Source organism: Polaromonas sp. CT11-55 (assembly GCF_047303325.1).
Lineage (GTDB): Bacteria > Pseudomonadota > Gammaproteobacteria > Burkholderiales > Burkholderiaceae_C > Polaromonas.
The window spans coordinates 23,972-46,971 of record NZ_JBKBEX010000017.1 but is presented as its reverse complement, the minus strand read 5'-3'; the positions used below and the strand labels follow the sequence as shown (position 1 = coordinate 46,971).

20 protein-coding genes are annotated in these 23,000 nt (G+C 66.7%); 12 read left to right on the top strand and 8 right to left on the bottom strand.

Going from position 1 to position 23,000, the window contains the following annotated elements:
* Nucleotides 1–28: 28 nt before the first annotated feature.
* A complete protein-coding gene (locus ACEN8I_RS15990; protein ID WP_413329495.1) occupies nt 29–1,213 on the bottom strand; it encodes an ABC transporter substrate-binding protein in 1,185 nt (394 codons plus the stop codon).
* 178 nt (nt 1,214–1,391) lie between these two features.
* On the opposite strand from ACEN8I_RS15990, the gene ACEN8I_RS15985 reads away from it, so the two are divergent.
* Nucleotides 1,392–2,144: a Crp/Fnr family transcriptional regulator gene (locus ACEN8I_RS15985; RefSeq protein WP_413329494.1), complete on the top strand. Its 753-nt coding sequence runs from the start codon at nt 1,392–1,394 to the stop codon at nt 2,142–2,144.
* A 15-nt stretch (nt 2,145–2,159) separates the two neighbouring features.
* Here ACEN8I_RS15985 and ACEN8I_RS15980 read toward each other — a convergent pair whose 3' ends face one another.
* The 3 genes from ACEN8I_RS15980 to ACEN8I_RS15970 are packed head-to-tail and all read right to left on the bottom strand — an operon-like array spanning nt 2,160 to nt 4,337.
* Nucleotides 2,160–2,807, bottom strand: coding sequence for an N-methyl-D-aspartate receptor NMDAR2C subunit (locus ACEN8I_RS15980; protein ID WP_413329493.1), 648 nt, complete (start codon nt 2,805–2,807; stop codon nt 2,160–2,162).
* Complete coding sequence (locus tag ACEN8I_RS15975; protein WP_413329537.1) at nt 2,807–3,433, bottom strand: pyridoxamine 5'-phosphate oxidase family protein; 627 nt, start codon at nt 3,431–3,433, stop codon at nt 2,807–2,809. The genes ACEN8I_RS15980 and ACEN8I_RS15975 overlap by 1 nt, the downstream gene beginning before the upstream one ends.
* Nucleotides 3,434–3,443: 10 nt before the next feature.
* Entirely contained in the window at nt 3,444–4,337 is an 894-nt protein-coding gene (locus ACEN8I_RS15970; protein WP_413329536.1) for a LysR family transcriptional regulator, read from the bottom strand.
* A gap of 119 nt (nt 4,338–4,456) precedes the next feature.
* Between ACEN8I_RS15970 and ACEN8I_RS15965 the strand changes: the two genes are divergently transcribed.
* The 11 genes from ACEN8I_RS15965 to ACEN8I_RS15915 all read left to right on the top strand — a co-directional run bounded on the left by ACEN8I_RS15965 (nt 4,457) and on the right by ACEN8I_RS15915 (nt 17,949).
* On the top strand, nt 4,457–5,251 hold the full coding sequence (locus tag ACEN8I_RS15965; RefSeq protein ID WP_413329492.1) for a sulfite exporter TauE/SafE family protein: 795 nt from the start codon (nt 4,457–4,459) through the stop codon (nt 5,249–5,251).
* Nucleotides 5,252–5,490: 239 nt separating this feature from the next.
* Nucleotides 5,491–5,589: a potassium-transporting ATPase subunit F gene (locus tag ACEN8I_RS15960; protein ID WP_413329491.1), complete on the top strand. Its 99-nt coding sequence runs from the start codon at nt 5,491–5,493 to the stop codon at nt 5,587–5,589.
* Nucleotides 5,589–7,388: a potassium-transporting ATPase subunit KdpA gene (kdpA, locus tag ACEN8I_RS15955; RefSeq protein ID WP_413329490.1), complete on the top strand. Its 1,800-nt coding sequence runs from the start codon at nt 5,589–5,591 to the stop codon at nt 7,386–7,388. The genes ACEN8I_RS15960 and kdpA overlap by 1 nt, the downstream gene beginning before the upstream one ends.
* A gap of 23 nt (nt 7,389–7,411) precedes the next feature.
* Entirely contained in the window at nt 7,412–9,499 is a 2,088-nt protein-coding gene (gene kdpB / locus ACEN8I_RS15950) for a potassium-transporting ATPase subunit KdpB (RefSeq protein WP_413329489.1), read from the top strand.
* Between the two features lie 9 nt (nt 9,500–9,508).
* Nucleotides 9,509–10,081, top strand: coding sequence for a potassium-transporting ATPase subunit KdpC (kdpC, locus tag ACEN8I_RS15945; RefSeq protein WP_413329488.1), 573 nt, complete (start codon nt 9,509–9,511; stop codon nt 10,079–10,081).
* A 23-nt stretch (nt 10,082–10,104) separates the two neighbouring features.
* Nucleotides 10,105–12,822 (top strand): DUF4118 domain-containing protein, encoded by a 2,718-nt coding sequence (locus ACEN8I_RS15940; RefSeq protein WP_413329487.1) that lies wholly within the window; start codon nt 10,105–10,107, stop codon nt 12,820–12,822.
* 18 nt (nt 12,823–12,840) lie between these two features.
* Nucleotides 12,841–13,545, top strand: coding sequence for a two-component system response regulator KdpE (gene kdpE / locus ACEN8I_RS15935; RefSeq protein WP_413329486.1), 705 nt, complete (start codon nt 12,841–12,843; stop codon nt 13,543–13,545).
* Between the two features lie 64 nt (nt 13,546–13,609).
* The gene (locus tag ACEN8I_RS15930; protein ID WP_413329485.1) at nt 13,610–14,467 is read left to right on the top strand and encodes a pseudouridine synthase; all 858 of its coding nucleotides are present in this window, start codon (nt 13,610–13,612) and stop codon (nt 14,465–14,467) included.
* Between the two features lie 107 nt (nt 14,468–14,574).
* A complete protein-coding gene (locus ACEN8I_RS15925) occupies nt 14,575–15,045 on the top strand; it encodes a response regulator (protein WP_413329484.1) in 471 nt (156 codons plus the stop codon).
* Nucleotides 15,046–15,325: 280 nt separating this feature from the next.
* A complete protein-coding gene (locus ACEN8I_RS15920) occupies nt 15,326–16,525 on the top strand; it encodes a serine hydrolase domain-containing protein (protein WP_413329483.1) in 1,200 nt (399 codons plus the stop codon).
* A gap of 53 nt (nt 16,526–16,578) precedes the next feature.
* Nucleotides 16,579–17,949: an esterase/lipase family protein gene (locus ACEN8I_RS15915; protein WP_413329482.1), complete on the top strand. Its 1,371-nt coding sequence runs from the start codon at nt 16,579–16,581 to the stop codon at nt 17,947–17,949.
* 47 nt (nt 17,950–17,996) lie between these two features.
* Here ACEN8I_RS15915 and ACEN8I_RS15910 read toward each other — a convergent pair whose 3' ends face one another.
* From ACEN8I_RS15910 to ACEN8I_RS15895, 4 genes are all read right to left on the bottom strand, one after another.
* A complete protein-coding gene (locus ACEN8I_RS15910; protein WP_413329481.1) occupies nt 17,997–18,341 on the bottom strand; it encodes a hypothetical protein in 345 nt (114 codons plus the stop codon).
* A gap of 307 nt (nt 18,342–18,648) precedes the next feature.
* Nucleotides 18,649–19,554, bottom strand: a complete 906-nt coding sequence (locus ACEN8I_RS15905) for a hypothetical protein (RefSeq protein WP_413329480.1) — start codon at nt 19,552–19,554, stop codon at nt 18,649–18,651.
* Between the two features lie 176 nt (nt 19,555–19,730).
* Nucleotides 19,731–20,600: a spore coat protein U domain-containing protein gene (locus tag ACEN8I_RS15900; RefSeq protein WP_413329479.1), complete on the bottom strand. Its 870-nt coding sequence runs from the start codon at nt 20,598–20,600 to the stop codon at nt 19,731–19,733.
* Nucleotides 20,597–22,972: a fimbria/pilus outer membrane usher protein gene (locus ACEN8I_RS15895; protein ID WP_413329478.1), complete on the bottom strand. Its 2,376-nt coding sequence runs from the start codon at nt 22,970–22,972 to the stop codon at nt 20,597–20,599. The genes ACEN8I_RS15900 and ACEN8I_RS15895 overlap by 4 nt, the downstream gene beginning before the upstream one ends.
* Nucleotides 22,973–23,000 lie beyond the last annotated feature (28 nt).

Genomic DNA, 23,000 nt, shown 5'->3' with positions numbered 1-23,000 from the left:
ACTGGGGTGTCCCCGGGGTCCGGCCGGTTTATCGGATAAAGCGCCCGTCGCGCGAAACCATGGTCAGTTCCACGAAGCGCGAGGCGTTGCGGGCCGAATCGCTGAAGCTCACTTCAAAGCCGCCCAGGTCGTAGCGCTTCAAATTCCAGGTGCTGTCGATGAAGGCGGCGCGCGTCGGGTTTTTGCCGGCGCGGCGCAGCGCCTCGGCGAACACGCGGGCATTGATATAGCCCTCCAGCGCCAGGTGCGAAGGCTCCAGCGCCACGCCGGCGGCCTTCCAGGCCTGCTGGAATTCACGCACCATGGGCACCACGGTGTTGCCCGGCAGCGGCACCACCTGCGAGACCGCGATGCCGGTGGCGTCCTCGCCCATGGCCTTGAGCGTGGCGGCCGCGCCCATGATGGACAGCGCATACAGCGACAGCCCCTTGCGCTGCGCGCGTATGGCTTTCACGAAATCGATGGTCGGCTTGCCGGCCAGGCCCACCAGCACGGCTTCGGGGTTGGAGGCCGCGATTTTTTCGGCCGCGGGGCCGGCGTCCGAGGCGTTGTTTTCCACGGTGACCGTCGCGGTCGCCTCCAGCTTGTGCTTGGCCATGGAGCGCTGGGTGGCGTCGAAGACTTCCTTGCCGAAGGAGTTGTTCTGGTAGACGATGGCGATGCGCCGTATGCCGATGGTGGCCAGGTGCTGCACCAGCTGCTCGGCCTCGTCGGCGTAGCTGGCGCGTATGTTAAAGACATTGCGCGCGTTGGCCGGCCGTGCCGACAGCGCGCCCGAAAACGGCGCGAAAAACGGCATGCCCGAGTCGATCACCTGCGGCAGCATGGCCTCGATCATGGGCGTGCCCATGCAGTTGAAGAGCGCGAATGTGCTTTTGTCGTCGATAAAGCCCTTGACGTTGCCCAGCGCGCGCTTGACGTCGTAGCCGTCGTCGGCCGCCGTGAGCTCTATGGGCCGGCCGTTCACGCCGCCCCTGGCGTTGATGCCGGCAAAGCAGGCCTTGGCGCTCTGGTGCATGGCCTGGCCCAGCTCGCCCAGCGGGCCGCTCAGCGCGATGGATTGCGCGATGCGGACCGGGCTGCTGTCTTGCGCGCGCGCGGGACCGTAGAGGGCGGCGGGAATGGCCGCGAGCGCGCCCAGCATGCGGCGGCGTGTCAGGTGATCAGCGGGCGGCGGTAAGCCGGCTTTCGAGGCGGTGAAAAGGCTTGTCATGGCGGGTGTCTCCTGGTCGTGATGGGATTGCGGTGGGCTCTTGGCGGCCTGTCTACGCGAGGCCGATGCTATGCTTTGGAGGCGCGGCCAACTGTCTGCCCAACGACAATCCAAGGGTTGCGCCCGCCCGGGCTTTCCCTGATCTACCCACCCTCTTTCTTGCTTGAACATTGCGAGCATGGCCACCGAGTCACCCCTTCACCTGCGCCGCAGGGCGCCCACGCCGGACGAGCTGCGCGGCATTCCCTGGCTGCCCCTGCTGCTGCCGGATGAGCGCGCACGCGCGGTGGCGGTGCTGCAGGTCGGCGACGCCGCGCCGGGCGACTATGTCTGCCGTGTCGGCAGGCCGGTGACCTACTGGTTCGGCGTGGTGGAAGGCCTGCTCAAGATGAGCAGCGACAACGCCCAGGGCATGACCATGACATTTGCCGGTCTGCCGCCCGGCGGCTGGTTTGGCGAAGGCACGGCGCTCAAGCGCGAGCCCTACCGTTACAACATCCAGGCGCTGCGCAAAAGTGTGGTGGCCGGTTTGCCGATAGACACCTTCCACTGGCTGCTGGACCATTCCATTGGTTTCAACCGCTTTGTGATGAACCAGCTCAACGAGCGCCTGGGCCAGTTCATCGCCGCGCGCGAAATCGACCGCATGAACAATCCCGACATCCGCGTGGCGCGCAGCCTGGCCGCGCTGTTCAATCCGGTGCTCTACCCGGGAGTGGGCCAGATGCTGCGCATCACGCAGCAGGAGATGGCCTACCTGGTGGGCCTGTCGCGCCAGCGCGTGAACGAGGCGCTCAGCGCCCTGCAGGACCAGGGTTTTATCCGCATCGAATACGGTGGCCTGCGCGTGCTGGACCTGGAGGCGCTGCGCTCCAGCGTGTTCGCGGGCAAGGACGAGGGCCTGGCCGCGCGCACCAACCCTGGCAGGTAAGCCCTGGCCGGTGAGCTAGCCGGTGATACCGGCGATGGCCAGGCGCAGGTTGCCCCGTGCGCGTGCTTCCAGCGCGGCCTGGAAATGCGGCGTGCTGTAAATCACTGGCCGGGCGAGGAAGGCGCGAAGAATTTCGCCGCGTTTCTGGCGAAAGAGGTCCTCGGGCACAAAAGCGTATTCCTGCCGTATCTGTTCTTCGTATTCGGCAAAACGCGGGGGCAAGGCGCCCAGGATGGACAGGTCGATATCCACCAGCAGCTGCGCATCGGGCGTTACCGGCAGCGCGCTGTGGCAGGTGGCCATGATCAATTCGTCGATCCGCTGCACGGCGGCCGGCACCGCGCCATGGCCCTGCAGCACGGCGCGTGCCCAGTCGGCGCTTTGCCGTTCGTTGTCATGGCGCTGCGTGTCGTAAATACCGTCATGGAACCACAGCGCGAACTCGACTTCGCCCGGTTGTTCGGCCAGGTGGCGGACCGCCTCGACATGCGCGAGGCATTCCGCGAGGTGCTGCAGCGTGTGGTACCGGCGGTGCGGCTCTGAATAGCGCGCCAGCAGCTGGTCAAACACGCTGCCGGTGATGGTGCGCGGCACGAGCGCGCTGGTGCAGCGCCGCCAGGAGCGGGCCAGCAGGTCCATGGATTCGGGGGTGGTGTGTGCCATCAGTAGAGTGTGGACTGTTGCCGCGCCGGCAGCTCGCGGTCGTACTTTTCGCCGTCTATGGCGGCGGCCGTCAGCGCCTGCAGCATGGCGCCCGGTGTGGGCACATCGGGCCGGCTTGGCGGCGCGGCCTGCCAGAGCTTTGAGCGCTGCAGGGCCCGCGCGCACTGGAAGAACACCGATTCCACGCTGATCACCAGCACGCAATGGGGCGGCTTGCCTTCCATGGCAAAGCGCTGCAGCATCTCGGGCGCGACCGTGATGCGGGCACGGCCGTTCACGCGCAGCGTCTCGCCGACGCCGGGCACCAGGAACAGCAAGGCCACCCGAGAGTCGACCAGCAGGTTGCGCAGGCTGTCGATGCGGTTGTTGCCGCGGCGCTCGGGCAGCAGCAGGGTCTTGTCGTCCTGGATGGCGACAAAGCCCGGCGGGTCTCCGCGCGGCGAGGCGTCCAGCCCGCCAGGCCCCGAAGTGGCGAGCACCGCGAAAGGCGAGGCCTGGATCAGCGCCTGGTAAGCCGGGTGCAAATAGTCCACCTCTTTTTTGAAGGAGGCTTCGCCGACGGCGCCGAACAGCGCCTCGAGTTGCGGCAGGCTGGTGATGGTGTGGGGGTCGGCTTGGGTGTTCATGGGCATGACTTTATTCCTTATGGGGTGCGCACAGCGCCTCCACCAGCTTGGTCGCCGGCAGCGACAACTGGTCGAAGCGGCGCGCGCAAATCAGCAGTTGCCGGTCGGCCCAGGCGTCGGTGAGTTTGAGCATGCGCAGTTTGCCCGCGCCCGCATGGCGCTCGGCCGCGACGGCCGGCACCACGGCCAAGCCGACACCGGCCTCCACCATGCGGCACACGGCCTCAAAGCTGCGCAGCCGTATGCGCGTGCGCATGCGCAGCCCCAGGCGTTCGGCCTGCAGCACCAGGTGCTGCTGCAGCGCGCTGTCTTCACCCAGGCCCACAAAATCATGGGCCAGGGCTTGTGCGAACGCGACCTGGCGCAGCCGGCCGAAGCCGGCGGATCGTGGCGCGATGAGTACCAGCTGGTCGCGCCGGAAAGGCCGGGATTCAAGGCTGGAGACATCGGCGGAGTCGGCCACGATGCCGAGCTCGGCCGCCTGGGCCAGCAGCTGCGAGACGATCAGGTGGCTGGGGCGCTCTTCGAGGTCCACATCAATGCCGGGATGGGTGTTGAGGAAGGCCGCGAGCGCCTGCGGCAGGTAGTCGGTGATGGCGGCGGTGTTGGACAGCAGGCGCACTCGGCCCGCCAGGCCGCCCGCATAGTCGGCGATCTCGCCGTGCATGCGCTCTATCTGCTGCAGCACCAGGCGCGCATGGTGGGCTACGGCCAGGCCCGCCTTGGTGGGCTTGACGCCGCCGCGCAGGCGTTCGAGCAGCGGCACGCCCAGGGCGTCCTCCATGCCGCGTATGCGCGCGCTGGCCGAGGCCAGCGCCAGGTGCGAGAGTTTGCTGCCGGCCGTGATGCTGCCGGTGTCGACCACGTGCAGAAACAGCCGGAGGTCGACCAAGTCAAAGCGAATGTTGGCGGGCATTGCGGGCATGGCGGTGTGGGAACCTGTTGAGCCTTCGGCAAAAGCGAAGGCTGCCAGCGCATATTACCGCTTGAGCGCGGGACACGCCTCTGCGCAGAATCGGTTTCATGAACTTGCACAACTTCGCGGACATGGGGCACGATACCCTGCTGGTCGCCATCGTCGCCGCCGTATTTTTGCTGGCCGGGCTGGTCAAGGGCGTGGTCGGCCTGGGCCTGCCGACGCTGTCCATGGGCCTGCTGGCCGGCGTGATGCCGCCCGCGCAGGCGGCGGTGATACTGATACTGCCTTCGTTTCTGACGAATGCCTGGCAGATGTGGGACGGTGCTGCGCTGGGCCGGCTGCTCAGGCGCCTCTGGCCGCTGCAACTGGGCGTGGTCGCCGGAACGCTGTGGGCGCCCGTGAGCCTGGTCACCCTCAATGCCAATGCGGCCTCGGCGGGCCTGGGGGCGGCCTTGATGGCCTATGCGGTGCTGGGGCTGGTGGCCGTTCCGCTGGCTGTGCCGCGTCACGGTGAGCACTTTTTATCCGGCGCCATAGGACTCATCACCGGCGCCATCACTTCGGCCACCGGTGTGTTTGTGTTTCCGGCGGTGCCTTACCTGCAGGCTCTGGCTCTCAGGAAGGATGAACTTGTACAGGCGCTGGGGCTGTCTTTCACGGTTTCCACCGTCGCGCTTTTTGGGCGCCTCGTGCTTGAAGGCGCGTTCTCGGCCGCTGCCCTGCCCGGTGGCTGGGGCTGGCTGGTGGCCTTGCCCGCGGCCTTGCTGGGGATGGCGGTGGGCCAGGTGCTGCGAGGCCGGCTCGATGAAAAAACCTTCAAGCGCCTGTTCTTTGCGGGCTTGCTGGCCATAGGCCTTTATATGGTGATTGGCAGCGCAATCCGCTGGCTTGCGGGGTAAACGGCTACAGGCCCCAGGCACCGGCGCGGTATTGCGGCCGGTTTTTACGCTTTCTTTATACCGGCCGCCCGTCTTTCATCCCCGTTTTTACACGCTGGCTCCGACACTTTCTCCATCGTTATTCGTTGGAGAAAGATCATGGATCTTGCGTTTATGGTTGGCGCCGCCGCCCTTTGGGGTGTGACGGTCCTGCTGGTCTGGGGCTTTGAGAAGCTCGAAAAGCCCGAAGGGAGCCGCTCATGATCCCCCTGGACGTTTTGTACGGCTTTGGCGGCGTCTGCGCCATCCTGCTGCTCACTTACCTCGTTTATGCGCTGATCTGCGCCGAGGAGTTTTGATGAACGCCTCAAGCTGGGGCCTGCTGGCTCTCTTTTTGATTGCGCTGCTGGCCACCGCCTGGCCGCTGGGCCTGTGGCTGGAGCGCCTGTATGCGGGCCGGTTGCCCGGCTGGATGCATCGGGTGGAAGCGCCGCTGTACCGCCTGGCCGGCACCTCGGCCGATACGAACATGAAATGGTCGCACTACGCGCTGGCTTTGCTGGCCTTTAATGCGCTGGGCGTGGTCGCCGTTTATGCCCTGCAGCGCCTGCAGGTCTGGTTGCCGCTGAATCCGGCCGGCATGGCCGCCGTCTCGCCCGACTCGGCCTTTAACACCGCCGTCAGTTTTGTGTCCAACACCAATTGGCAGGGCTATGCCGGTGAGTCGACCATGAGCTACCTCACGCAGATGCTGGCGCTGGCTGTGCAGAACTTTTTCTCGGCCGCCACCGGCATTGCCGTGGTCTTTGCGCTGTTCCGCGGCTTTGCCGCGCGTGCGACCGGCGCCATCGGCAACTTCTGGGTGGACATCACGCGCGTCACGGCCTGGCTGCTGCTGCCGCTGTCGCTGGTGTTTGCGATTTTCCTCGTGGGCCAAGGGGTGATCCAGAATTTTGACGCTTACAAGGACGTCAGCACGCTCGAAGTCACCAGCTACCAGCAGCCGAAAAACGGCCCTGACGGCCAGGCCCTGAAAGACGACAAGGGCAATCCCGTCATGGAAGACGCCAAAACCGGCACGCAGACCCTGGCCATGGGCCCGGTCGCCTCGCAGGAGGCCATCAAGATGCTGGGCACCAATGGCGGCGGTTTCTTCAACGCCAACTCGGCCCACCCGTATGAGAACCCGACGGCGCTGAGTAATTTTTTCCAGATGCTGTCCATCTTCCTGATTCCCGCGGCCCTGTGTTTTGCCTTTGGCCGCGCGGTGGGCGATACGCGCCAGGGCTGGGCCGTGCTGGCCGCGATGACGCTGATCTTTGTGGTTGCCGTGGTGGCCATCACGCCGGCCGAACAGGCGGGCAACCCGCTGTTGCCGCCCCTGGGCGTGGACCAGGCGGCCAGCGCGCTGCAGGCCGGCGGCAATATGGAAGGCAAGGAAACCCGCTTCGGCATCAATGCCTCCAGCCTGTTCGCGGTCATCACCACGGCGGCATCGTGCGGCGCGGTCAATGCCATGCACGACTCCTTCACGCCGCTGGGCGGCATGGTGCCCATGGTGATGATGCAGCTGGGCGAGGTGGTGTTCGGCGGCGTCGGCACCGGGCTTTACGGCATGCTGATTTTTGCCATCCTCGCGGTGTTTATCGCCGGCCTCATGATTGGCCGCACGCCCGAGTACCTGGGCAAGAAAATCGAGTCGCACGAGATGAAGCTGACCTCGATCACCATCCTGGTCACGCCCATCCTGGTTCTGGCCGGCACGGCCATCGCGGTATTGGCCGGCGCCGGCAAGGCCGGCATCGCCAACCCGGGTGCGCATGGCTTTTCTGAAATCCTCTATGCGCTGACCTCGGCCGGCAACAACAACGGTAGCGCCTTCGCCGGCCTGTCGGCCAACACGCCCTTCTACAACACGCTGCTGGGCATGGTGATGTGGCTGGGCCGCTTCGGCGTCATCGTGCCGGTGCTGGCGATTGCCGGCGCGCTGGCCGCCAAGAAACGCCTGCCGGTCACGGCCGGCACCATGCCCACGCACGGCCCGCTGTTCGTGTTGCTGCTGATAGGCACCGTGCTGCTGGTGGGCTTGCTCAATTACGTGCCGGCCCTGGCGCTGGGCCCGGTGGTCGAGCATTTGATGCTCTGGCCCGCGCACTGAACCGCCGCGAAAGAGAAATCGATATGAACACCCAAAAACCTTTTGTGCTGCTGGACCCCGCGCTGCTCAAACCAGCCATCGCGGCCTCCTTCAGCAAGCTGAACCCGCGCGTGCAGTGGCGCAACCCCGTGATGTTTGTCGTGTACATCGGCAGCATCTTCACCACCTTGCTGGGCCTGCAGGCCTTGCAGGGGCAGGGCGAGGCGCCGGCAGGCTTTATCTTTGCCGTGGCGATCTGGCTGTGGTTCACCGTGCTGTTTGCCAACTTCGCCGAGGCGCTGGCCGAAGGCCGCAGCAAGGCGCAGGCCGCCTCGCTGCGCAGCCTGAAAAAAAGCACCTGGGCCAAGAAGTTCAAGGAAGCCAACAGCAAGGTTTTCCATGGCACCGCCTGGTTGCCCGAACAGGCCGAGAACCTGCGCAAGGGCGCGGTGGTGCTGGTCGAAGCCGGAGACATGATTCCGCTGGACGGCGAGGTCATCGAGGGTGTGGCCTCGGTCGATGAGAGCGCCATCACTGGCGAATCGGCGCCTGTGGTGCGCGAGTCGGGCGGCGACTTCTCGGCCGTGACCGGCGGCACGCGTGTGCTGTCGGACTGGCTGGTGGTGCGCATCGTGGTCAACCCCGGCGAGTCTTTCCTGGACCGCATGATCAGCATGGTCGAGGGCGCCAAACGCCAGAAGACGCCCAACGAGATCGCGCTCACCATCCTGCTGGTGGCGCTGACCATCGTCTTCCTGGTGGTCACGGTCACGCTGCTGCCCTACTCGGTGTTCAGCGTGCAAGCCGCCGGTGCGGGTACGGTGGTCAGCATCACCGCGCTGGTGGCCCTGCTGGTCTGCCTGATCCCGACCACCATAGGCGGCCTGCTGTCGGCCGTGGGCGTGGCCGGCATGAGCCGCATGATGCAGGCCAATGTGATCGCCACCTCGGGCCGCGCGGTGGAAGCCGCCGGGGACGTGGACGTGCTGCTGCTGGACAAGACCGGCACCATCACCCACGGCAACCGCCAGGCATCGAGTTTTTTGCCGGCGCCCGGCATGACCGGTGCCAAACTGGCCACTGCCGCGATGCAGGCCTCCATGGCCGATGAAACACCCGAGGGCCGCAGCATTGTGGCTTTGGCTCAGCGCATGGGCGCCAGTGAGTCGCTTGTGGGAGAGAGCCACGAGGTTCCCTTCACCGCCCAGACACGCATGAGCGGCATGGACGTGCAACGCCCCGACGGCAGCACGCGCCAGCTGCGCAAGGGCGCGGTCGACGCGATACGCAAGCATGTGGAGGCGCTGGGTGGCAACGTGCCGGCCGAGGTGATGCGCGCGGCGGACGAAGTGGCGCGCCGCGGCAGCACGCCGCTGGCAGTGGCCGATGGCGCCGTGGTGCTGGGCATCGTGGAGCTCAAGGACATCGTCAAGGCCGGCATCAAGGAGCGCTTCGGCGAGCTGCGCCGCATGGGCATCAAGACGGTGATGATCACCGGCGACAACAAGCTCACGGCCGCCGCGATCGCCGCCGAGGCCGGTGTCGACGACTTCCTTGCCGAGGCAACACCCGAAGACAAGTTGAAACTGATACGCGGGTACCAGGCCGAAGGCCGGCTGGTGGCGATGACAGGCGACGGCACCAACGACGCGCCGGCCCTGGCCCAGGCCGACGTGGCGGTGGCCATGAACAGCGGCACCCAGGCCGCCAAGGAGGCCGGCAATATGGTGGACCTGGACTCCAATCCCACCAAGCTGCTGGAGATCGTGGAAACCGGCAAGGCCTTGCTGATGACGCGCGGCTCGCTGACCACGTTTTCGATTGCCAACGACGTGGCCAAGTATTTCGCCATCATCCCGGCGATTTTTGTGAGCACCTACCCGCAGCTGGCCGCGCTCAATGTGATGCGCCTGGGCAGCCCCTCGACGGCCATCCTGTCGGCAGTGATTTTCAACGCACTGGTCATCATGTTTTTGATCCCGCTGGCGCTCAAAGGCGTGAAATACCGCGCCGTGGGCGCCGCCACCTTGCTGCGCCGCAACCTGTTGATCTACGGCCTGGGCGGCCTGGTCGTGCCCTTTATCGGCATCAAGGCGATTGATCTGCTGCTCGTGGCCATGAACCTTGTTTAAGGAAAACCCATGAAAAACATTCTTCGTCCCGCACTGGTGCTGTTCGCCGTGCTGACTCTGGTGACCGGCGTGGCCTATCCGCTGGTGGTGACAGGCGCCGCGCAGTCGCTGTTCCCGGCGCAGGCCGGCGGCAGCCTGATGGTTCGCGACGGCAAGCCGGTCGGCTCCAGCCTCATTGGGCAAAACTTCAGCGATCCCGGCCACTTCTGGGGCCGCCCCTCGGCCACCGGCCCCATGCCCTACAACGCCGCGGCTTCCAGCGGTGCCAACCAGGGGCCGCTCAATCCCGCGCTGGTCGATGCCGTCAAGGGCCGCGTGGCGGCGCTCAAGGCGGTCGACCCCGGCAATACCGCCCCTGTGCCGGTGGACCTGGTCACGGCCTCGGCCAGCGGGCTGGACCCGCACATCAGTCCCGCCGCGGCGCTTTACCAGGTGGCCCGCGTGGCCAAGGCGCGCAATCTGCCGGTCGAAAAAGTCCAGGCCCTGGTCGCGCAGCACACCGGGCAGCCTTTGCTGGCCGTTCTGGGCGAGCCCCAGGTTAATGTGCTGCGGCTGAACCTGGCGCTGGAGGCTTTGCGTTAAGCCGATACCATGAGGCACTGATCATGGCCAGCTTCCCCGACTCCCGCCCCGACCCCGACGAGCTCCTGGACCGCCTGCGCGGCGAGGAGGAAAAAGCGCGCCGGGGACGGCTGCGCATTTACTTCGGCGCCAGCGCCGGTGTGGGCAAGACCTACGCCATGCTCAGCGCCGCGCAGCGCGAGCGCAAGGCCGGCCGCGATGTGCTGGTCGGCGTGGTGGAAACCCATGGCCGCAGCGAAACCCTGGAGCTGCTGGCCGGGCTGGAACAGCTGCCTTTGCGCGAAGTGGCCTACCGCGGGCGTACGCTCAAGGAGTTCGACCTGGACGCGGCGCTGGCGCGCAAGCCGGCGGTGCTGCTGGTCGACGAGCTCGCGCACAGCAATGTGGAGGGCTCGCGCCACGCCAAGCGCTGGCAGGACGTGCATGAGCTGCTGGAGGCCGGCATCGATGTCTGGTCGGCCGTCAATGTACAGCACCTGGAAAGCCTCAATGGCACGGTGGGCGCCATCACCGGCATACGCGTGCATGAAACCGTGCCGGACACGGTGCTGGACGGCGCCGATGAAATCATTTTGGTCGACGTCACGCCCGACGAACTGATGGCGCGGCTCAAGGCCGGCAAGGTCTACATGCCGCAGCAGGCCGAGCGCGCGGCGCAGAATTTTTTCCGCAAGGGCAATTTGATCGCGCTGCGCGAGATTGCGCTCAGGCGCACGGCCGAGCATGTGGAAGACGACGTGCGCAGCTACCGCGTCGAAAAATCCATCACCCCGGTCTGGAACACCGAAGGCGCCATCCTGGCCTGCATAGGCCCGCGCGAGGGCGCGGAGCAGACGGTGCGCACGGCCGCGCGGCTGGCCGGCCAGCTCAATGTGCGCTGGCATGCGGCGTATGTGGAAACGCCGCGCCTGCAGCTGCTGGAGGTCGCCAGCCGCGACCGCATCCTGGCCGTGATCCAGCTGGCCGAAGAGTTGGGCGCGGCCACGGCGGTGCTGACGGGCGGCGATGCGGCCGCGGCGCTGGTGGCGCAGGCGCAGCAGCTCAATTGCGCCACGCTGGTGGTGGGGCGGCCGCAGCTGCCGGGCTGGCGCGCGCTGTGGAGCGGCCCCAGCATGACGCGCCGGCTGGCCATGCTGGCGCCCACGCTGGACATTGTGGAGGTGGGCCACGCCGACAGCGCGCGGCGGCTGGCGCGTGCGGTGCAGCGTTCGGCCGAGGAAGATGAAGCCGCGGCCTGGCGCGGCAAGCTGGCCGGTTATGGCTGGGCCGCGGCCGCCAGCGCGGTTATCACCGTTCTGGCCCACCCCTTGCTGAATTTTTTTGACCTGGCCAACATCGTGATGCTTTTCCTGCTGGGCACGGTGCTGGTGGCGCTGAAGTTCGGGCGCGGGCCGGCGGCGCTGGCCGCCTTCCTGAACGTTGCGGCTTTTGATTACTTCTTTGTCGCGCCGCGCCTGTCTTTTGCCGTCAGCGACGTGCAGTACCTGGTGACCTTCGGCGTGATGCTGGTGGTGGGCCTGCTGACCGGCCAGCTCACGGCGGGCCTGCGTTTCCAGGCGCGCATCGCGGCCAGCCGCGAGCGTCGCGCGCAGTCGCTGTTCGAACTCACGCGCGACTTGTCGGCGGCCTTGCTGAGCGAGCAGGTCGTGGAACTCGGCGAAGCGGCCGCACAGCGCAACTTCGGCGGCCAGGCGCTGGTGCTGGCGACCGACGGCCACGACCAGCTGCTGCCGCCCGTGAAGCCGCCGGCCGACTTTGACGCCAGCGTGGCCGACTGGGTGTTTCGCAACGAGCAGCCGGCCGGGCTGGCCACCGCCACCCTGTCGGCCCAGGCCTGGCACTACCTGCCGCTGAAGGCGCCTATGCGGGTGCGCGGCGTGCTGGCCGTCAAGCCCGCGCAAGCGCGCTGGCTGCTGATTCCCGAGCAGGTGCAGCAGCTCGAGACCCTGGCGCGCCAGGTCGCGATCGCGCTGGAGCGTGTGCATTACGTGGACGTGGCCCAGCAGGCGGTGGTGCAGATGGAGTCGGAAAAACTGCGCAACATGCTGCTCGCGGCGATCTCCCACGACGTGCGCACGCCGCTGACGGCGCTGATAGGCCTGGCCGATTCGCTGCAGCGCACCGCGCCGCCGCTCAGCGACGAGCAATCGCAGGCGGCGCGCGCGATCGCCGGCGAGGCACGCCACCTGAGCGCGCTGGTCAACAACCTGCTGGACATGGCGAGGCTGCAAAGCGGCGCGGTCAACCTGCGCAGCGACTGGCAGTCGGTCGAGGAAATCGTCGGCTCGGCAATACGCCAGGCACAACACGCGCTGGCCGGCCGGGCCGTGGTGACGTCGCTGCCGACCGACCTGCCGCTGGTGGAATTTGACGCGGCGCTGATGGAGCGCGTGCTGGTCAACCTGCTGGAAAACGCCGCCAAGTATGGCCAGCCGCCCATAGAGGTTCGCGCAGAGGTGACGGACACGGCCTTGCTGTTGACGGTGCGCGACCACGGGCCCGGACTGCCCGCCGCGCTCAAGGGGCGCGAGCAGGAGCTGTTTGAAAAATTCACGCGGGGCGAGGCCGAGTCGGCCACGCCGGGCGTGGGCCTGGGCCTGGCGATTTGCCAGGCGGTGGTGCAGGCGCACCGCGGGCAGATCACGGCCGCGAGCCTGCCGCAGGCGGCCGGCGGTGGTGCAGAATTCAGCATCACCCTGCCGCGGCGCCCGCCGCCCCAGGGCCTGCCCGAAACCGCCTGATCTCCTTTTTCCTTAGCCATGTCCCATCCCGCACCCGTCGCCGTCGTCATTGAAGACGAGCCGCAGATACGCCGTTTTGTGCGCGCGGCGCTGGAGGCTGAAGGCTGGCAGGTCTTTGAGGCCGACACCGCCCAGCGCGGGCTGACCGAGGCCGGCACGCGCAAGCCCGACCTGCTGGTGCTGGACCTGGGCCTGCCCGACGGCGACGGCCTGGAGGTGATTCGCGACGTGCGCGGCTGGTCGGCCGTGCCCATCGTGGTGCTTTCGGCGCGTACCGACGAGGCCGACAAGATCGCCGCGCTGGATGCCGGCGCCGACGACTACCTGACCAAACCCTTTGGCGTGGGCGAACTGCTGGCCCGGGTGCGCGCCAACCTGCGCCGACCGCGCGGCGCCGGCACCGACGGCACGCCCGAGGAGCCGCTGTTCAGCTTCGGCGACGTGCAGGTGGACCGCCAGGCGCGCCTGGTGCGCCGCGCCGGCGCGGAAGTACATCTCACACCCATCGAATACCGCCTGCTCACAGTGCTGGTCAGCCATGCCGGCCGGGTGCTGACGCACCGGCAGCTGCTGCGCGAGGTCTGGGGCCCTTCGCATGCGGGGCAGAACCACTATTTGCGCATCTACATGGGCCATTTGCGCCAGAAGCTCGAGGCCGACCCGGCCCAGCCCAAACACCTGCTGACGGAAACCGCGGTGGGTTACCGGCTCTGGGTGGGCTGATGGGCTGAGTGGGACAATAAGAGGTGATCTGGCCGCCCAGGCCGGCCCCTAAAGTACACAGTCCATGCAAGACCCCCTCAAACCCGGCGCAGGCCCCAAACCCGTGGGCGCCGCCGTTCGCATTCCCAAAGCGCCCGCTGTGCCGGGCGCACCCCCGGCCACCGTGCGGCTGAACAAGCGCATGGCCGAACTGGGCCTGTGCTCGCGCCGCGAGGCCGACGACTGGATCGCGCGCGGCTGGGTGCGCGTGAACGGCGCGCCGGCCGTGATGGGCCAGCCCGTGGCCGTGGACGCGCGCATCGAGGTTGACCGCCAGGCCGAGCAGCAGCAGCGCTTGCAGGTCACCATCCTGATCAACAAGCCGGTGGGTTATGTCAGCGGCCAGGCCGAGGACGGCCATGAACCGGCCGTGGCGCTGGTGCAGCCGCAAAACCGCTGGCGCGAATGCAACAGCCGCATGCGCTGGGGCCATGAACAGCTGCGCGGCCTGGCGCCGGCGGGGCGCCTGGACATCGACTCCATAGGCCTGCTGGTGCTGACGCAGGATGGCCGTATCGCGCGCCAGCTGATAGGCGAAGACTCCGAGATTGAAAAAGAGTACCTGGTGCGCGTCAGTTACAGAACTGAAAAAGGGGACGAAACCACCAATGTGCAGGCCTTGTTCCCGCCCGAGAAACTGGCCCTGCTGAACCACGGCCTGAGCCTGGACGGCCAGGCGCTGCGGCCCGCGCAGGTCTCCTGGCAAAACCCCGAACAGCTGCGTTTTGTGCTCAAGGAGGGCAAAAAGCGCCAGATCCGCCGCATGTGTGAGCAGGTGGGGTTGTTTGTGACCGGGCTCAAGCGCGTGCGCATTGGCCGGGTCAATCTGGGGCATTTGCCGGTGGGGCAGTGGCGCTATCTGGCGCCGCACGAGCGGTTTTAGCGCCCTTTAACCTTGCCGGCGGCGTGGCCGGCAGCAGTGCCCTGTCCTACCCGGACGCGCGCCAACGGACGGCAGCGTTTGCCCGGCCGCAGCCTAAAGTGGGTTTCATGGCACTGATTACTTATCTGGTCGAAGACAACGAGATCGTCCTGGAAAACCTGATGGAGGCGCTCCAGGAGATCGCCTCTGTCCAGGTCACGGGCCATGGAGCCACCCAGGCCGAGGCCTGCCAGTGGCTGAGTTCGCACGATGGCGAGTGGCACCTGGCCATCGTCGACCTCTTCCTCAAAGAGGGCAACGGTCTGGGCGTGCTGGCGGGCTGCCGCAAGCGCGAGCCCTACCAGAAGGTCGTGGTGCTCACCAATTACGCCACGGAAGAAATCCGCCGCCGCGCCGCGGACCTGGGCGCCGACGCGGTGTTCGACAAATCCAGCGAACTGGACGACCTGTTCGCCTACTGCGCGGAACAGACCTCCCGTGAAGCGGAGCCGGAAAACCGGCAGGCCCAGCTCTCGGCGGTGTTGCGCCTGCGCGCGGCGGCCGCCCCGGCGCCGCACAGGACGCCCTCGCGGGGTTGATCCGACCGGCTTTACTGCGCCGTCAGCGGGGCCGCAATTGCGCGATTTGCGCGATTCGCGCGATGTGTGGTGAGGTGTGTGAACGCCCGACTTGGGCCTCGCCATTTGGGATCATCCTCCGCTTATTGAGCTGCCCGGGCCGGTTTTATTTGCCATGGGCGCGCAGGCGTTTTCCCTTGCTAAACCGGCGTCGGGGAAAGTAAGCTGCACCAGGGATTCATAAAAACGGAGGGACGCCTGAATGCACGCTTGCCATGCCGCCCGGATTTTTTCAAAACACTTGTTGGCTCGCGCGGCCGTCACTTGCGGCCTGGCCTTGGCCGCCGGCGTCGTGCAGGCCCAGGCTGAGGCGCCGCCTCCGATCCCGCCGGCCGTGGCCGCGCAGATCGACGCGTTGGTCGCCGAATATGTGCCTGGCGCACTGCCGGGCCTGCAGCTCGCGGTCGGCAAGGGCGGCGCCGTGCTTTACACGCGCGGCTATGGCGCGGCCGATGTGCGCGCCGGCGTGCCCATGACGCCCAGCACGCCGGTGAAGATAGGCTCGGTCACCAAGCAGCTCACGGCGGCCGCGCTGCTCAAACTGCAGGAGCAGGGCAAGCTTTCGCTGGCGGACCCGCTGTCGCGCTGGATTCCCGAGCTGCGTTACCAGCCGGACCCGACGATTGCCCAGGTCATGGGCATGGTGGCGGGCATTCCCGGCGCCGAGAAAGACCCCGACGATCTGCTGCTGGACGGCATGCCGGCCGTGCTGCAGGAGCCGCCCCTCAGCCGGGCAAGGCTGTTTGCCAACATGCAGGCGACGGGCCTGTTTGCCGTGCCGGGCACGGCCTATGACTATTCGAATGCCGGCTACATCGTGCTGGGCCGTGTGATCGAACGCGCCGGCGGGCAGCCGCTGGAGGCCGCTTACACGCAGCTGCTGTTCAAGCCCGCGGGCATGTCGGCCTCCTACCTGCTGGGCCCGCAGCCGCGGCCCGGCGCCGCCGTCGGCTATTCCCGCGTCAAGCCCGGCGACGCCTGGCGCGTGTGCCCCGACCTCAATTCGGGTTTTGACGCGACCGGCGGTGTGGTCTCCACCGCCTCGGACATGGTGCGCTGGAACGGCGCGCTCAAAAGCGGCGCCGTGATCTCGGCGGCCAGCCTCGCGCGCATGCGCACGCCGGCCGCGCTGGGCGGCGGCAAGTTCGCCCCCATAGGCATGGGGCTGGCGGCGCTGGGCGGGCCGGGCAGCTACGGCGCGGCCGGGCAGACGGTCAGCTTCGCCGCGGCCAACGCGAGCTACGGCAGCGGCTATGACGTGGTCTTGCTGGCCAACGGCAGCAACACGGTGGGCGACGCGGCCTACCCGCGCTTTGTGCTGGCCGCGCGCATCCACAACGTGCTCAACCCGGGCGCGCCTGAACCCGTGCCGGCGCTGCCGCCCAGCGGCGGCATCGTCGAGCCGGCCGCGCCGGCGGAGCTGTTCAGCCTCTGCAAATAGATCGCGCCGCAACATTCGCTGGCGCGCGCGGGGCCCTGCCCCCACAATCGGGCATGCCTACACCCGAGCAGCCCGGCGGCGCGCCCTCTTCCGCGCCACTGTCCGCGCCACCTTCTTTCCCCGGCGGGTTGCTGCCCACCTGGCTGCATGTTTCCGACATCCAGGGGCTGGCGCAACTCGCCACCCAGGCCACCCTGGGCGTCACGGGCCTGGCCGAAAGCGTGCAGGGCAATGTCTACAAAGCCGTCGCCAAGCCCTTCGGCCCGCTGGGCGCGAAGTTCATCGATCGCATGCCGGGCGGCAGCGGCGTGCGTGCGCGGGGCATCACCGGCCTGGTCTATGGCGGCATCAAGGGCGTGACGCGGCTGGCCGGCGGCGCGGCCAACGCGCTGCTGTCGCGCGCGGCGACGCCGGCGGACCAGCGCCCCTCGACCCCGCAGCGCGAGGCCATGTTGTCGGCACTCAACGGTGTGCTTGGCGACCGCCTGCAGGAGACGGCCAACCCGCTGGCGATTTCCATGCGCTTGCGCTGCGCGGGCCTGCCGCTGCTGCTGGAGCCGCAGGCATTGGCCGGGCGGCTGCCGGGCGCGAGCGGCAAGCTGCTGGTGATGCTGCACGGCTTGTGCATGAACGACCTGCAGTGGAACAGCCATGCGCCTGCCGGTGGGCACAGCGGCCACGGCGAACAGCTGGCGCGCGAACTGGGCTACACCCCGCTTTACCTGCACTACAACACCGGCCTGCACACCTCGGACAACGGCGAACAGCTGGCCGGCCTGCTGCAGCAGCTGGTCAAAGCCTGGCCGCGGCCGGTGGAGGACATCACGTTGCTGACGCACAGCATGGGCGGCCTGGTCGCGCGCAGCGCCTGCCACCAGGCGGCCGCGGCCGGTTATAGCTGGCCGGCGCAGCTCAAGGCCCTGGTGTTCCTGGGAACGCCGCACCACGGCGCGCCGCTGGAGCGCCTGGGCAGCTGGGTGGACGGCGTGCTGGGCGGCAACATCGTGACCAAACCTTTCGCGAAGATCGGCCAGCTGCGCAGCGCCGGCATCACCGACCTGCGCCACGGCAACTTGCTGCGTGCCGACTGGCACGACGCGGGACGCTTCGAGCGCGGGCCGGACACGCGCCAGCCCGTGCCCTTGCCGGCCGGCGTGGCCTGCTACACCGTGGCGGCCACCACGCTGGCGCCCGGCAAGGGGCCCATGGTCGCGGTGCGGGAGGCGCTGGCGCGCAAGATGGTGGGTGACGGCCTGGTGTCGCTGGACAGCGCGCTGGGCCTGCATGCCGAGCCTGGCCGCTGCCTGGCCTTTCCGCCCGAGAACCAGTGGATCGCGCAGGGCATGAACCACATGGAGTTGCTCAGGCGGGCGGAAGTGGCGCGGCAGTTGGTGCGGTGGTTGGGGGCCTCCTCAAGCGCCTGAGTCGAGGCTTTGATTCCTGCCATGGGCGGCGTGGGCGCCGCTGCCGGCTACCAGGAGATGGTCAGCTCAAGCGGTTCCGTGGAACGCATGGGAGTTCCGGCCAGGACGGCAAGCGCGTTCATGCGTTGCTGCTGTCCTGCCTTCCCATTCGAGGCGCTGGCAATCGCCTGCACGTCCACTGTGGCGGGACAGCTGATGCGCACGATTTCCTTGGGACCGTCGTTACGGCCGCGATGGGTGCAGCGGTGGTCTGCCGTGGCGGCCTCGCTGAAGGTGTTCAGCACGATAGTGACGCCAAATGACGCGGAAGCGCTTTGCGCATGGAGCACTGGGGTCGCCAGCAAAGCCTGCGTTGCAAGCAGGGTGCCCAAAGCTGTCTTGAAATTTCGCATGGCGTCTACTCCTGAAACTGTAAGTAGTAACGGCCATTTTAGTTAAATTGATAAATTTAGTAAAAATTGATTCTGTAATTAATGCGTGAAGTTTTTGGTATTTTTCACGAAAAAAATTGATCTAAAAGATTTTTTCGCGTGTAAATCGCAAAAATTGATAATTTCCCGGGAATTTCTCAATTTGGACGGGCAAGGGCTGCGCGAACGACGTCGGAAGGTCTGTGATGCTGCGCGCGATGTGGCGGAATGCGGGCGCCGGTTGATCCCGGTTTGACCGGCCTCCCACGCATTGGGCGGGAACAGGCCTTCAGTAAGTAATCGTCAGCGTGGTGTTTTGGGTCGCCGAGCAGGTGGCGGTCGAGCAGGTGCCTGCTTGACCGGAAGTAATGGTGCCTGTGATCGTGTAGGACTGGGCCAGGCCGGTGCCGGTGATGGCGGGCGTTCCTGGTGGGCTCATGGCCAAGGTGTAATTCAGGCCTAGCATGGTGCCCGAGGCGGGCGCAACCGCCAGCGTATAGGTGGTGTTGCGTGTGCAGTGCACCGTAAAAGTCATGTTGGCCGTCTGGTTGGTGGGCGAAAACGAGGTGTAGGGCAGCGTCAGGGTGGAGGGGGAGACAGCGCCCGTTGCCGCGTTGCCGCTGGCCACCTGGCCCACGAAACACTGGGCGGTGATGCTCACGGTCGGGACGAAGGTGGTGGTCGCGACGACGGCGCCGGCCGTGGTCAGCTGCAGGCTGGCAATGAATGCCTCGTCATAAATTCCCGCCGTGTTGCCGGTTTGCCCTGAGCCCACGCGGAAGTCATAGGTTAGCACCACGCTGGCGCTCAGCGCGGCGCCGAAGTTGAGTGTCCCGTTGACGCGCGCGGTCCCGGTGTTGGTCCAGTCGGTCGTGGTGGCGCTCTTGTAGATGCTGACGTCGAGCCGGTCGGCATTGATGGTGCCTCCCCCATGGCGAAAGACGCGGCGAGGGGTGCCCGTGCGGCTCCCAAAATCAATGCTGACCCAATAGGTCTGGGTGTTGGCATCGCCCGCCAGGCGCGTGCAGTTCAGGGTAATGGTGCCTGAGGCATTGGCATTGGTGGCCTGGCCGTTGACGTAATTGAGATCGACCGAGGTGGACGCGAGTGCGCAACTGATAGCCGCATGCGCCTGCAGCGCGCAGGTGCACACAAGGCTTGCCAGGGCGATGCGCAAAAGGTGAGAGACACTCATCGATGACTCCGTTACATCGCCCATGCCTCTGAGCGCACGGCGATCGTTATCCGGTGATGGTAACGTCTTGTAGCAGTATCGTGAATGGAGCCGCGCTGCGCCATTTTTGCGGACTCAGTGGCCATGAATCCGTGACAAAAGTCACGGCGCAAGGCCCCAGGGCGGCAGGCTCAGTATCAATAGCTGACGGTCAGGGTGCGCGATACCGCACTCGTACACGTGGCCCCGCCGCAGGTACCGGACTGCCCTGCGGCGATGGTGCCGTTGATCGTAAAGTTCTGCGGAAACCCGGTACCGGTCTGGCCCCCGGGATTGCTCAGCGCCAGGCTGTAATTGAGGCTCAGCAAGGTTCCCGCCGTCGCGTCCAATGCCATGGTGTAGGTTTCGCCTATGGTGCAGCGTACGGCATAGGCCGCGCTGGCCGTGGCGGGGGTGGCCTGGAACGAGGTGTAGTTGAACACGACGTTCCCTGGCGGCGTGCTCAGCAGGCAGACAGACTGGTTGTTGATGCTCACGGGAAAAGTCGGAAAGACGTCCGTATTGCCCGGTCCGTTGTCATAGCGTAGCCGCATGGTCACGGTATCGGTAAATACCTTGGCGTTCTTGTTGAGCCCGGCGGCAATCCGGCTGTAGAAGACGTGCGTGACGCTGGCCGTCAAGGCCGTGCCGAAGTTGACGGTTCCCGCGAAGTCCGTGGCATTGGTGTAGCCCCATTCCCCGTTGCCAGGCGCCGTCCTGAAGAGGTCGTAGGCCATCTGATTGGCCGTGCCGGTGCCGTTCACCGCCTGGTTGCTGCTTCCTGCGCCCGGGTTGAAGCCGTCGTCGGCCCGCAGCGTGTAGGCGGATGTGGTTGGGTCCGTGGGCCCACGCGAGCAATTGATGGTGACGGTCCACGCGCCGTCCGTGGGGCTCGGATCGTTTTCAAAGTACACCATCTGTACGGGTGTGGCCGTGGCGTTGCAGACCAGCGCGGCCATGGCCTGCGCCGTGCCCAGCAGGGACAGGCATGCCGCGGTGGCGAGGCGCCAGGGGTTGAAGGGATTCACGGTTTGACTCCTGGGCAGTGGACCGGGCCCACGCGGGTGATGTCTTCGAGGTTGCCGGGCGGCAATTCGACGGTAAAGGTGCAGCTTGCGCCATTCCATTTCAGGCGCAGGCTGTTGGTGGCTTGCAGGCCGGTGACGAAGGCCTCGCCGCGCCGGGCGACAAAAAATTCTTTCTTGTCGCCAACGAGCTCGACTTCTGCGCCGGCCGGCGCAGGCTCGCCACCGTCGAGCACGATGCGTATCAGGGCGCCGCGGCCCGAGCGCACGGGGAAGCTGATTTTGACGGCGCTGCGCAGGGCCGGCACGGCTTCCCGCTCGATCGAGTCGAGTTCGGCGCTGATGGGCAGCTCGGTCGGATCCAGCCGCACGCTGTTGCGCTGGAACGGCAGCAAACGAGGCAGCAGCGCGACGCCATCCTTGTCGGTACGGGTCAGCGTGCTGCCCTGGAAGCCCACGCCGACATTGGCATAGCCGGGGACTTCAACAATGGCGAAACTGTCCTGCACCCTGCGTGTTGCGAAAACCCGGCCTTCGGCCGCGACCATGCCGCCTATCAAGCCCAGGCGCAGGTTCTGCTGGGTTTGCCCCGCGCTGACGTCGGCCGAAAACAGGCCCTTGCTGCCCTGGTAGTAAGCGCCGCCCTCGGTATAGCCGCCGTCGGCACGCGAACCCAGCGCCGTGCGCCAGCCCCAGCCGGTTTCGGCGCTCAAGGCCCGGCTGGCATTCACATAACTTTCGGTGGTGCCGCTGCGGCTGGTGACGCCGGAGGCAATCGTGATGCGGTTTTCCAGCGGCACGATCAATGTCGCGCCCACCGACGTGCCGGTGGAGATTCCGCTGAGCCGTGTGGCGCTGAGCGTCAGGGCGCTGTGCGGCCCGAGCCGCATGGTGTAGTTGACGCTGAGGGTGTCGAGCTTGCCCTGGTCATAGTTGTCAAAACCTGCGTAGCTGATGTTGAACGCGCCGAACTTGTCGGTGCTGTAGCTGTAGCTGGCGGTGGTTTGCAGCCGCGGCAGCGGGTTTGCCGTGTCTATGCCCAGTTGCCGGTAGCCGCGCGAGGCACCTTCCGCGCTCAGCGAAACGCCATGGCGCAGGCCGGTGCGTTCTATGCCGACCAGCCAGTTGTGGCCGCGGCCGGCGGTGTCGCTGCGGCTGAACGAGACCGCGGTTTGGCCCAGCATCTGGAAGGGCAGCTCGTAGCTGGCACCCGCGCCCACGCGCGCCAGGGGCCGGGACCATTCGCCGTTGGCCTCAACGGTGATGCTTTTGGTCAGGCCCTGGCGCCACAGGCCCGACACAAAGCGCGGGCCGTAGTCGGCGTTCTCGATGCCCAGCTGGTTGCGTATCGCGCCCGCCTCGAAGCTCCAGTCGCTGAGGTTTTCTTCCAGCAGGTTGGCATTGCTGAAAAAGGATTGGGTGATGACGGTCTCACGGCCCAGGATGTCGCGTACCACCACCCGTGCCTCGCCGGCGCCTGTCAGCGCGGGGAAGTTGTCGATACTGAAGGGGCCGGAAGGCACTTTGGAGGTCTGCCGCAGCGCGTCGTTGACGTACAGCTCCACGGTGCTGGGCGCCGCAGATAACCCGGTGACCGTGGGAATGGGCTGGGTGACGAAGCCGGGCTGCAGGGAAAAATTCTTGGCGAACTGCACACCGCCGAAGTAGACCGGGCGCCCTGAAATACCGGTGCGCGTACTGCTGTCGCCGAGCCTCAAGGTGCTGTTGGACTCCAGGAAATTGCGCGTATAGGTGGTTTCCAGCCGCCGCCATGAGGCCTTGAGCGTCGGGTCCTGGCTCACCAGGTTGCGCCCCACATAGCTGCTGGTCAGCAGTCCCCACTGCCCTGAAAACCCGAATTCGGTCAAGGCGCCCAGGTCGCGGGCGGTCGCTGCGCCGCTGCCCGTGTCGCGTGCATGGGTGGTGAGGTAGTTCAGGTCGTAGTTGGCAAAGAAAGCCGGGATGGACGGCGACAGCGGCGGGCGCATGGCGGATTCCTGCGTCAGGCGCACCGCATTGAAGGCAGAGGGCGAAAACACCAGATCGACGGACTGCTCGGCAAAGTTCAGCCGCGCCTCGAAGCCCGGGATGGACGAGAGGGCGTACCAGCGCTGGCCCTGGAAATCGATGTCCTGTGCGCTGGGGCGGCGGTTCAGCCGCCATTCCTCAAAAGCGTCCTCGGGCGCATACAGAATGCCGTTGCGCTCCAGCAGGGTCCAGACCCCGCCTTTGGTGCTGTTGATGAAGACTTCCAGCGGAAGCAGGCGGTCATTGGCGGCGCGAGCCGCAGGCGCAGCGTTGGCGGGCGCAGTGGTTTGGGCCTGCGCGGCCAGGGCGCAGCACAGGCCGGCGATGCCGATGGCCAGGGAATGCATTCGTAAGACCTGCCGACGCCTCCTCGTC

Coding starts and splice junctions, on each gene's coding strand:
- kdpB (WP_413329489.1), top strand. CDS start 7,412: ATGAACACCCAAAAACCTTTTGTGCTGCTGGACCCCGCGCTGCTCAAA.
- ACEN8I_RS15990 (WP_413329495.1), bottom strand. CDS start 1,213: ATGACAAGCCTTTTCACCGCCTCGAAAGCCGGCTTACCGCCGCCCGCT.
- kdpA (WP_413329490.1), top strand. CDS start 5,589: ATGAACGCCTCAAGCTGGGGCCTGCTGGCTCTCTTTTTGATTGCGCTG.
- ACEN8I_RS15985 (WP_413329494.1), top strand. CDS start 1,392: ATGGCCACCGAGTCACCCCTTCACCTGCGCCGCAGGGCGCCCACGCCG.
- ACEN8I_RS15960 (WP_413329491.1), top strand. CDS start 5,491: ATGATCCCCCTGGACGTTTTGTACGGCTTTGGCGGCGTCTGCGCCATC.
- kdpE (WP_413329486.1), top strand. CDS start 12,841: ATGTCCCATCCCGCACCCGTCGCCGTCGTCATTGAAGACGAGCCGCAG.
- ACEN8I_RS15910 (WP_413329481.1), bottom strand. CDS start 18,341: ATGCGAAATTTCAAGACAGCTTTGGGCACCCTGCTTGCAACGCAGGCT.
- ACEN8I_RS15940 (WP_413329487.1), top strand. CDS start 10,105: ATGGCCAGCTTCCCCGACTCCCGCCCCGACCCCGACGAGCTCCTGGAC.
- ACEN8I_RS15895 (WP_413329478.1), bottom strand. CDS start 22,972: ATGCATTCCCTGGCCATCGGCATCGCCGGCCTGTGCTGCGCCCTGGCC.
- kdpC (WP_413329488.1), top strand. CDS start 9,509: ATGAAAAACATTCTTCGTCCCGCACTGGTGCTGTTCGCCGTGCTGACT.
- ACEN8I_RS15925 (WP_413329484.1), top strand. CDS start 14,575: ATGGCACTGATTACTTATCTGGTCGAAGACAACGAGATCGTCCTGGAA.
- ACEN8I_RS15930 (WP_413329485.1), top strand. CDS start 13,610: ATGCAAGACCCCCTCAAACCCGGCGCAGGCCCCAAACCCGTGGGCGCC.
- ACEN8I_RS15915 (WP_413329482.1), top strand. CDS start 16,579: ATGCCTACACCCGAGCAGCCCGGCGGCGCGCCCTCTTCCGCGCCACTG.
- ACEN8I_RS15965 (WP_413329492.1), top strand. CDS start 4,457: ATGAACTTGCACAACTTCGCGGACATGGGGCACGATACCCTGCTGGTC.
- ACEN8I_RS15905 (WP_413329480.1), bottom strand. CDS start 19,554: ATGAGTGTCTCTCACCTTTTGCGCATCGCCCTGGCAAGCCTTGTGTGC.
- ACEN8I_RS15980 (WP_413329493.1), bottom strand. CDS start 2,807: ATGGCACACACCACCCCCGAATCCATGGACCTGCTGGCCCGCTCCTGG.
- ACEN8I_RS15975 (WP_413329537.1), bottom strand. CDS start 3,433: ATGAACACCCAAGCCGACCCCCACACCATCACCAGCCTGCCGCAACTC.